The organism is Vibrio sp. 10N.247.310.98 (genome assembly GCF_041467395.1).
In the GTDB taxonomy this organism is placed as follows: domain Bacteria; phylum Pseudomonadota; class Gammaproteobacteria; order Enterobacterales; family Vibrionaceae; genus Vibrio; species Vibrio crassostreae_C.
The window spans coordinates 1-2,656 of sequence record NZ_JBFSUL010000109.1 but is presented as its reverse complement, the minus strand read 5'-3'; the positions used below and the strand labels follow the sequence as shown (position 1 = coordinate 2,656).

Annotated in this window: 4 protein-coding genes; all 4 read left to right on the top strand. The window is 39.0% G+C overall.

Translation table 11 applies throughout. From position 1 onward, the window contains the following. Positions 1–345 precede the first annotated feature (345 nt). The 4 genes from AB6E78_RS22765 to AB6E78_RS22750 are packed head-to-tail and all read left to right on the top strand — an operon-like array spanning position 346 to position 2,462. On the top strand, positions 346–588 hold the full coding sequence (locus AB6E78_RS22765) for a hypothetical protein (protein WP_102576638.1): 243 nt from the start codon (positions 346–348) through the stop codon (positions 586–588). Between the two features lie 9 nt (positions 589–597). Further along, a complete protein-coding gene (locus tag AB6E78_RS22760) occupies positions 598–858 on the top strand; it encodes a hypothetical protein (RefSeq protein WP_011998876.1) in 261 nt (86 codons plus the stop codon). Between the two features lie 9 nt (positions 859–867). Beyond that, positions 868–1,902: a hypothetical protein gene (locus AB6E78_RS22755; protein WP_371716855.1), complete on the top strand. Its 1,035-nt coding sequence runs from the start codon at positions 868–870 to the stop codon at positions 1,900–1,902. Continuing rightward, positions 1,899–2,462 (top strand): hypothetical protein, encoded by a 564-nt coding sequence (locus AB6E78_RS22750; RefSeq protein ID WP_011998878.1) that lies wholly within the window; start codon positions 1,899–1,901, stop codon positions 2,460–2,462. The genes AB6E78_RS22755 and AB6E78_RS22750 overlap by 4 nt, the downstream gene beginning before the upstream one ends. Positions 2,463–2,656 lie beyond the last annotated feature (194 nt).

The following is a 2,656-nucleotide window of genomic DNA, read 5'->3' as shown; positions in this document are numbered from 1 at the left end:
CTAACGACAAAGTCATTTGGTAGTTAAGGTACGACAGAATCGCTTGGTGATCACAAGTAATCGTGATTTTTATGAACACATAATTGCCCCTCTACTGCTTAGTGCCTTTACTCATTCACATCCTGTTCATGCACTTTTGCCCTACTAAAAGTTATCCAAATTTAGCAAACCTAGAAGTATGACCCACAGAGCAACTTAACTCGTTATCCCTTTGACTAATCAATTGATTATAAATTGAAGTATTCAACGAAAGACTGCACTACTTCAGGACTTATTTGTTTCTGCGCCTTGAAATAATATACAACCATCACCATATCTTGATCGTCTATTTCACAGGATAACATTATGAATACTAAGAAAACCTCTAAATCAGTTGCTTCGAAAGCAGCTAAAGCCCTTTCTGACCCTAACGCTTCAAAGATTCAGAAATCACTAGCTGCAAGCGCAATGGCTCAAGCTGATAAGTCAAAGCAAACTGGCAAAGATATGGAGACTAAAGCCTCAAAGGTTCTTCAGTCAGACAAATACAGTGATGAAACAAAAGAATTCGCTGCTTCAGTATTAGCTCAATCGAACAAGAAACGATAGGAGGTTTTTATGTCAACGTGTCAAAGTGAACATCGACATTACCCTGAGTTTGAACAATTACCCCATGACCAAGGTGGTATGGGGCGTCATAAGTGCTGCGGTTGTGCTTATGAACGAGGTTACGCTCTGGGTCTAGAACGCCAAGAAGAACTCAATATCGATATTGACTCTTTGCCAGTTAGCCAAGCCGGAACAGTTCGACACAAAAGCCCTCACGCAGCGTTTGCAATAGGCTATCAAGATGGCGTTCGTGCCTCATACAATCAATAAGAGGTTTGAATGAAAGGTACCCTTCAGTATTACGATATCGATAAACTCGGCATTTACAAAAGAGGCTCTGATGAGCAGTTGTTTGATTCAAGTGAGGCTGTATTAGATTCATTAATTGGCTGGTTCAAGCAAAGACCCAATCTAGTAAACACGAGTACAAGAAAAGCTGATAAAGCAGTAGGACAATCGAACGTCTATTGTTATGACATCGATGGTGCAAATGGTGAGTACGTCTTTGTGCTTTGGAATGAGTTAACCAATGCTGATGACGAGATTCTTACTATATCGAAAGACTCAAAGCCTGGTAAAGCAAAGGTGAAGTCTGGTGTTGACTCCAACACAGTTATACCGGGCTTGCCAAGCTACTATTGGATTTCATTGAATCATGACCTTTTAGCAACAATTCACTATGACCACGCAATGACATCGCTTGTAGCTTTAAGAAACTACATTACCGGATATATGCAGAACTATTCAGAATTTGCAGTTACGCATAAAGATAATGAAGATAAAGTTATAGGCTATCGACATCCTGATGATAAAGATGGAGACTTGGGTTATTTCAAGCTTGACCTGAAGCGTAAAACTGATGAATCGACGATTGAAGAACTAACACAAAAACACGATAAAATAACTAAGATTGTTCGTAGAACTCAAAAACAAGCTGAAGACGTTGAACTTGTAGGTTGGTTTCATAATCTAGCGAGTCAAGCCGTTGGTCGTGGATTGCCTAAAGCCAAAGAAGTGCATGTTGAAGTTGAACTTGATTTTACGCCTGCGACCGCAAATGACTTTTTGGATATCGTAACAGCTTATCAAAAGGAAATTATTGACCCTGACAAGTACAACAACCTTGGTTTTGTGCTTAAAGGTGAGAGTGGTAGAAAGATTTTCTTAGATGGTAAGTATCTCAAAACAGAACACGCTTTCGAGATTCAACGTATTGGTAAAAACCCATTTGGTGCATCTGAGTTGCTTGATTACATTGGCACAAAGCAGGTCAGATTGGTACCTAGAAAACCTAATAAGAGAAAAGCAGCATGACCGATAAAAAAGCTAGTTTCGGCTGGCTAAAATTTGGTTTATGGGTAGCGTTTCTTGTTGGCTACGTAATTGTTGCCAACAAGTATCTATTTGATTTCGCATTTACTCTCAAAGTAGAGTTAATAAAATCTCAGATAGGAATATTAGTTAATGTATCGGCAATCTTGTTTGGTGTAATTGGAGCTTGGTTAGCTCTAATTTATCCGACTGCATTGCAAAAAGTACAAGGAAAGGAAAACATAGGGCTAGCTTTTAGTGGTGTAGACCTAAGCGTTCTAAAGAGCTTGGTACTGGTTTTGCTTTTTAGTACCACGTCGCTAATAGCGTCTTTACTTTGTGATTTAACATTAACTTTCTCAACGCACGCCTCAATAGTTCAGATAATTAGTGCGGGCAAAATTAAAGCAGTATGCGCGTTAATAGTTTGGCTCTTATTCGCAGTACAAATTTCTGCAATATCATCCTTATTGTTTTCGTCATTCAAACTGGTTTATGACTTGTTTATTAGTAAAGCATATACAGACCTACACCACTTACTTGGACGAAATAAAACCAAATAGTTGTAGGTTCCTTGCCAGAGGATCTTTTTTACTTGATCTGCCCGCTTAAATCAAACCCAGACAAAGATTGGTGATAAGGTGGTTTTTCCATACCTAAACTAATTTATTGATTGCTAATTTAGCAAAACCACTGATACGTTTCTGTCCGTGCGACCTGAAGTCGTATGAAGTGCTGTTCACCGCAACAAGTGTGA